Source organism: Vibrio makurazakiensis, from assembly GCF_050337375.1.
In the GTDB taxonomy this organism is placed as follows: Bacteria; Pseudomonadota; Gammaproteobacteria; order Enterobacterales; family Vibrionaceae; genus Vibrio; species Vibrio makurazakiensis.
Window position 1 is genome coordinate 1 of record NZ_JAKJSW010000009.1, and the last position, 6,080, is coordinate 6,080.

Annotated in this window: 5 protein-coding genes; 1 reads left to right on the forward strand and 4 read right to left on the reverse strand. The window is 39.9% G+C overall.

Features of this window, described 5'->3' with window-relative positions:
* The 3 genes from L4C33_RS00740 to L4C33_RS00750 all read right to left on the reverse strand — a co-directional run.
* The coding region (locus tag L4C33_RS00740) for a glyceraldehyde-3-phosphate dehydrogenase (protein ID WP_428810574.1) at positions 1 to 927 on the reverse strand (927 nt) is incomplete at its 3' end.
* A 381-nt stretch (positions 928 to 1,308) separates the two neighbouring features.
* On the reverse strand, positions 1,309 to 2,352 hold the full coding sequence (locus tag L4C33_RS00745) for a sulfate ABC transporter permease (protein WP_428810575.1): 1,044 nt from the start codon (positions 2,350 to 2,352) through the stop codon (positions 1,309 to 1,311).
* On the reverse strand, positions 2,349 to 2,798 hold the full coding sequence (locus L4C33_RS00750; protein ID WP_428810576.1) for a hypothetical protein: 450 nt from the start codon (positions 2,796 to 2,798) through the stop codon (positions 2,349 to 2,351). Before L4C33_RS00750 ends, L4C33_RS00745 begins: the two co-directional genes overlap by 4 nt.
* Before the next feature lie 1,184 nt (positions 2,799 to 3,982).
* On the opposite strand from L4C33_RS00750, the gene L4C33_RS00755 reads away from it, so the two are divergent.
* A complete protein-coding gene (locus tag L4C33_RS00755; RefSeq protein ID WP_428810578.1) occupies positions 3,983 to 5,539 on the forward strand; it encodes an ATP-binding protein in 1,557 nt (518 codons plus the stop codon).
* A 123-nt stretch (positions 5,540 to 5,662) separates the two neighbouring features.
* Here L4C33_RS00755 and L4C33_RS00760 read toward each other — a convergent pair whose 3' ends face one another.
* The gene (locus L4C33_RS00760) at positions 5,663 to 5,899 is read right to left on the reverse strand and encodes a hypothetical protein (RefSeq protein ID WP_428810577.1); all 237 of its coding nucleotides are present in this window, start codon (positions 5,897 to 5,899) and stop codon (positions 5,663 to 5,665) included.
* Positions 5,900 to 6,080: the final 181 nt, after the last annotated feature.

Sequence of the window (6,080 nt, forward strand, 5' to 3'; positions counted from 1 at the left end):
GCCTGAAAGGACGCCATATTTATCATGAACCGCTTTTAGAACAGGTGTTATCGCATTGGTTGTGCAACTTGCAGCTGAGATAATCGTATCTTCAGGCTGAATAACATCTTCGTTTACGCCAAATACGACGTTTTTGATGTCTCCTTTGCCTGGAGCAGTCAGTAGAACCTTGCTTGCCCCCGTACATGCTACGTGTTGGCTAAGGCCTTCTGCATCACGCCATACGCCCGTATTATCAACGATTAATGCGTTATTGATGCCGTAGCTTGTGTAATCAATGTCTTCAGGCTTGTTCGCGTAAATGACTTGAATGTAATTACCATTCACAATGATTGCTTTACGTTCTTCGTCAACGACTATGCTGCCATTGAATTGACCATGTACAGAGTCACGGCGTAGCAAGCTTGCACGCTTTTCCAAGTCGCCTTGTTTGCCACCACGTACCACGATTGCGCGTAAGCGAAGTGGATAGCCAGGGCCACTCTTTTCAATAAGAAGACGAGTGAGTAGGCGACCGATACGACCAAAACCGTAAAGTACGACATCACGAGGCTCTGTCATGGTTTCGCCATTCAAAGCGCCCATTAGGCTTGTTTTTAGGAAGTCGTCTAAGCCATGAGTGTCTTCACGATCTTTCCAAAATTCGTGTGCAATGCGTCCAACATCGATACGGCTAGGAGAAAGCTCCATAGTCGCAAGGTGTTGAATAATTGGCATTGTCTGTTCAGGAGTGAGGGATGATCCAGTGTAGCGTCTTGCGATTCGGTGAGCTTTGATAATATCAATCGTTGTTGCATTAACGAGTGTCTTACCAAAGAGAATAACTTCAACGCCCTTTTGACGGTAAAGTTGACCTAGTACAGGAGAAATGGATTCAGCAATCGTTTGGCTCGTTTGCCAGTCTTGAAGGTGCTTTTCAGGGCTCATCTTAACTCGGGACCTTTTCACGTTAGTTATGCAGCACTTACGAGGTGTAGGGTGGTAAGTGTGCAGTGGGGATTTAATCATCAAGGAATACAGTCTTATACGCTGCTAGCAGCCTTGATATTGGGTGTTTTTAAGTTGTAATTTTTATGTGGCAAGATTGTAATGGCTAAAGGCTTATTCTGCTAGGAAAAATAAAAGCAGTTTAATTCTCTAAATAGTGGGGCTATTTTGGCGTTTTTAGTGTGTTTTGTTAGGCTTTTCACCTATTGACAAATAATAAGGTGGTGGCTTAATTCGTGATGATATCGATCAAATTCAAACCCTTTTTGAAAAAAGGTGTGAATTTGATTTTTAAGTTGTGACTTTGATCTGGTTAAACACTTAAAAGGTAAACGACAAGCCCACAGAATAGATGTTTACGTCTGTTTCGATCTTAGTCTGAGGATTTTGCGGTTGGGTAAAGTGACCGCTGTTCGCTTCTTCTCTTCCTGTTACATGTTGCCATTCAAGGTATGCACTTAAATTCGCAATGATAGAGTACTTAGCACCAATCAGAATTGATTCGTTATCATCTAACTTTCGTCTTTGTCCGTATGTTACGTAGGGTGTCCAGTTGTTGAAAAGGTAATTAACACTCACATACCAATTTGAATGTAACTTATGGGAAAGAACCAGTTCAGACATAATATTTATGTTGTTCCAGAGGTATTGGCCCCCGAAATTTAACATGTTGAGTTGGTCGTGGATTTTTGGACCTCCCTCGATATCCTGCATATAGGCCGTATGGACATATGACATCCGAATTAAACCATTTTCATTACTTAGATCAGCAGAAAACCCGAGCGTTTTCTCTGTTTCAATTTCAAAATTGAATCCATATCGTTCATGATCTGAAGAGCTTGGAGTGGCGATAAATGGCGATATCCTTAACGATGAACTTTCGCCAACCCATTTGTTCCACTCTAAAGACAGACCATTGAAATAGGTGAGACCAAAAGTACTATCGTAGACATCTTGTGGCGGTCTTATCCATGGGTAAGCTTCTGAAACATAATAGTATTCAGAGACCATATACATAGGTAAACGCAATCTTCCAAGCTTTGCCGTTATTTCTGCCTGTTGATAGGCAATGTAACCCCACTCGATATCAGGGTTAGAAAATTCATTCTTTTGACTTTTGACGACTTGTATTGAGCTACGCAGGCCTTCGCTCATTGCCCAATCTAACTGAATACCTAAAGTCGTGTCACAATCAAAACACCATTCGTCTGTAAAGTTCGCATCATAGAATACGGGAATCGATTGATCAGTGATAACAGCCGTTTGAGTACCAAAACCACTGAGCCGCAAATCATCRGTTATTTGTATCGATGATATTGCTGAGGGTGTTACTAAAGCCAACAAGAGTAGAAACTTTGGATTCATAACTCTTCCTTTATTTTTATTTTATATAATATTTTGACGTTATTTGGTAATAGTGATACTGGATAATAGGCAACGCCTGTAGGAGTGATTTTAAGCCAATTAATCACTGTTTTAATCTCTGTTGTATGTAATTCATAAGGGGCGGTTGCACGTCCGGAAAATGATTGTTTTGCCCAAATAGATTGCATTTGTGAAGGGCTTTTATTTAGTAAAGAGGAATAAAATTTATGTCTTATTTTTGAGCCTGAAGGCAAATCGGCGAGCTTTGTTTTATTGCCGTTTATCGAGGTAATATTTCCACGAAACAACATCTTAGCTTGTGCGCTATTGAATGGCTTTAGGTCATGATTGAGAGATATGACAGCGTATTCTTCAGAGTGGCTGAAAAAAGATGTGAATATTGCGAGTGATACTATAAAAGAAAGCAAGAATGGCGCGACTGTCATAATTTATAGTTTACCTAATATCCTTATTGAATAACTAAAGTTAGAAATTTTTGTCTACTATTAAGATAGGCTAGGTTCAATTACTTTCAAGGAAGGGAGTGATTAATATAATGATAAATGTATCAATTAAATTGCGTCTCATACTATTAACAATTATCCCTGCAATTATTATATTTGGATTTACTACTAATGAAATGCTTCACAATAAAGATAAGTTAGAAAGCTTTGAAGCGACTCTCATAAAGACGAAAGCGTTGCAAGAATTTAGCAGTGTCTCTTTCAATATTTACCAAGCGTTGGTGTTAAACCCACAGCTAAAGTCTTACAAGTATTACTTACAGGAAGCAGAAACAAGCCAACAAGCTTTGACAGAAAGCGTTGAAAAGTTAACTCAATACACAGACACAAGTGGCTTACAGTCGTCTGTGAAAACTCTCAATGATGTCGTAATCGACCTAAATACTGCAAATGCAGAGGATTTGCTGTTTATCGGTGAGTGGTCATTTTCTGTGATGCAGGAATTAATGCAGAATTTGTCTCGCGTCGAAGTCACCTCTTCAGAGGCGAATGTGACCGAATCTGAAAACATTCTTGTTTCTTTGAACAATTTTACGTTTTGGATGCAGCGGGAATCATGGCTGAGCCATGCGTTTTACATCTCTCCATCAATAATGCAAGAAAGGCGAGATCAGTTCTTTAGAGCGGTCGAACGCCAAGAACAGCACCTTGATAACTTTTTGATATTGGGAGCCACGACGCAGCAGGTGAAAGAGCTACTCGCGATATTTTCTCGTGATGACTATCAATATGGACTGGGTTTACGCGCGCAGGTGCTAGATCAAACAGCATCTTCTAAATTGCTTCTGACATACATAAAGAATTTAAAGAAAAGGCATGAGCAGATCCAAATGGTGATTGATGCTTATATGCTTTCTTTTGAAGCACAACTAGAAAGCAAGATTCAGCAGGCTCAGCAAAAAATCGCAATAATGACCGCTTTAGTCTGCGTTGCTCTAGTGTTGATGCTTCTACTTGGTTCGACAATTTCAATACGCTTGAATGGTAAGCTTTCACGTATTGTTGAAACGATGTCTAAACAAAACCGTGGAGATAACAAACATCAGCTGATTGAGGTGGATGGGAATGATGAATTGTCTGTGTTTGCTAATCGAGTTAATCAAATCATGGTGGCTGAACAGCAGCAAAGACTAGATATCATCGCTGCAAAAGAAGATGCGATTTCTGCCAATAAAGCGAAAAGCGCATTTTTGGCAAATATGTCTCACGAAATTCGTACGCCACTGAATGGCATTATCGGGATGGCGGAAATTCTTTCTCAAAGTGAGCTTAACTCAAGTCAAAAAGAGGTGTTAACCGACATTGATTTATCTTCGCAATCTCTATTGATACTTCTGAACGACATTCTTGACTTGTCTAAAATTGAATCTGGTAACTTAACATTGTGTCCGCATACAGCAGATCTCAGTGAATGTGTTTACGATTCAGTCAGTATTATTTTATCTAAGGCGNTGAGCCAAAACGTCGAACTTGAGATAAAGCTCGACCCTGACCTTCCGAAGCAGTTGTCATTCGATGAATATCGATTAAGACAAGTACTGTCAAATTTACTCTCCAATGCTATTAAATTTACCACGTCGGGTAGTATCACCACTGCCATTAACTATTTACCTATCTCAAAGTCAAAAGGGATAGTTGAATGTAGCATTATCGATACAGGTATAGGGATTGAACCTGAAAAGCTTGAGTCCATCTTTGATCCGTTTACTCAAGAAGATGGCAGCATTACTCGCCAATTTGGAGGGACAGGGTTAGGGCTAGCGATATGTCGTCAACTTGTCGATTTGATGGGAGGGGATATAAGCGCAACATCCACGAAAGGCGAGGGGTCAACCTTCAAATTTGAAGTACTAGTCGACTTGGTAAAAAGTCAAAAAGTATCTTACCCAAATATTCGTCGCGCGTTGTTGGTATCGAATTCGTTTAATTATGCTGAGCAAATCAAGAATGAGTGTAAAGGGGTAGATATTGATGTTTCTACTGTGGTATCACTGGAACAAGCTGAGGTGTCATTCAATCAGTTTGACCTCATTCTATATTGCCATACGCTGCATCATTCAGTAGCCAGTGATCTAGAACGTTTGAAGCAGTCTGAGTGCTTACATAAAGTCATGATCTGTCAGCACCATCTGTTTAAGCTTCCAAGCCATGTGGATGGAGTGCACTCTATCCATACATTACCATTTTTAGGTAAGCGTTTTACAAACAGTTTGACGAGCTTAGATGAACAACATAGCGAACAGAAACCAGTGGCCGCTAACAATCCTATTCATGTGCGTGAGACTAATCGAAGAATTTTGATTGTTGAAGATAACTTGATGAATCAAAAAATAGCGAGTTTCTTCTTAGAAAAAGCAGGGTACGAGTATTTGATCACGAGTAATGGACAGGAAGCTGTGGACGCTATCACGCAAGGAGGCGAGTTCGACGCCATTTTAATGGACTGTATGATGCCAGTAATGGATGGAATTACTGCAACGAAAGCGATACGCCAATGGGAGAAAGAAAATGGTGTCGCGAAATTGCCGATTATTGCGCTTACCGCGAGTGTCCTTGATGAAGATATCCGCCATTGTTTCGAAGCAGGTATGGATGCGTATCTACCTAAGCCTTATAAATCGCACCAGTTGTATGACTTGTTCGATAATCTTCAACTAGTATAGGGTTCATATTTGAATGAACCCTTATAGGATGAAGTCGTGCAATCTTTGATCCTACACCTATATTGACGTGGGCTGTTTAGAAAGGAGCGACTACTTTTGATGTGCTCCAACTTCTGCGTACAATCAGCGCACCTCCATTCCCAAGTTATATTGTGCAAGACAGCGCGTGACATAACTGATTTTCAAAAGAGCGGCAATTAAAATTGTACTAATATGAGCCGCGATTTGAGTTCCCAAAGAAAACTTATCCGCTAGAGGGTAGGCAATAATAATGCTTACGATCATAAGAATTACCGTGAACAGTAATAATGCATTTGAGACAGAAAGCAGTGTTTTAAAGCGTTGAGTCATAGTTGTCATGGTAAAACTCCGAGTCCTATTGAATACAAAGTTTATATAGCGATAATCATGCCAATATTATAAATCCCATAATTTCAATGTCTTAGCTCTATTTTCATATAAATGGTGTCAAATTGACTCTGGGTGGGTTTGTGTTTTAATTACATAATCATGTCTATATGACATGGTGATGAGTGATGAG

What these genes read in the sequence shown, in the direction of transcription:
- L4C33_RS00760 (WP_428810577.1), bottom strand. Translation starts at nt 5,899, where the DNA reads ATGACAACTATGACTCAACGCTTTAAAACACTGCTTTCTGTCTCAAAT.
- L4C33_RS00750 (WP_428810576.1), bottom strand. Translation starts at nt 2,798, where the DNA reads ATGACAGTCGCGCCATTCTTGCTTTCTTTTATAGTATCACTCGCAATA.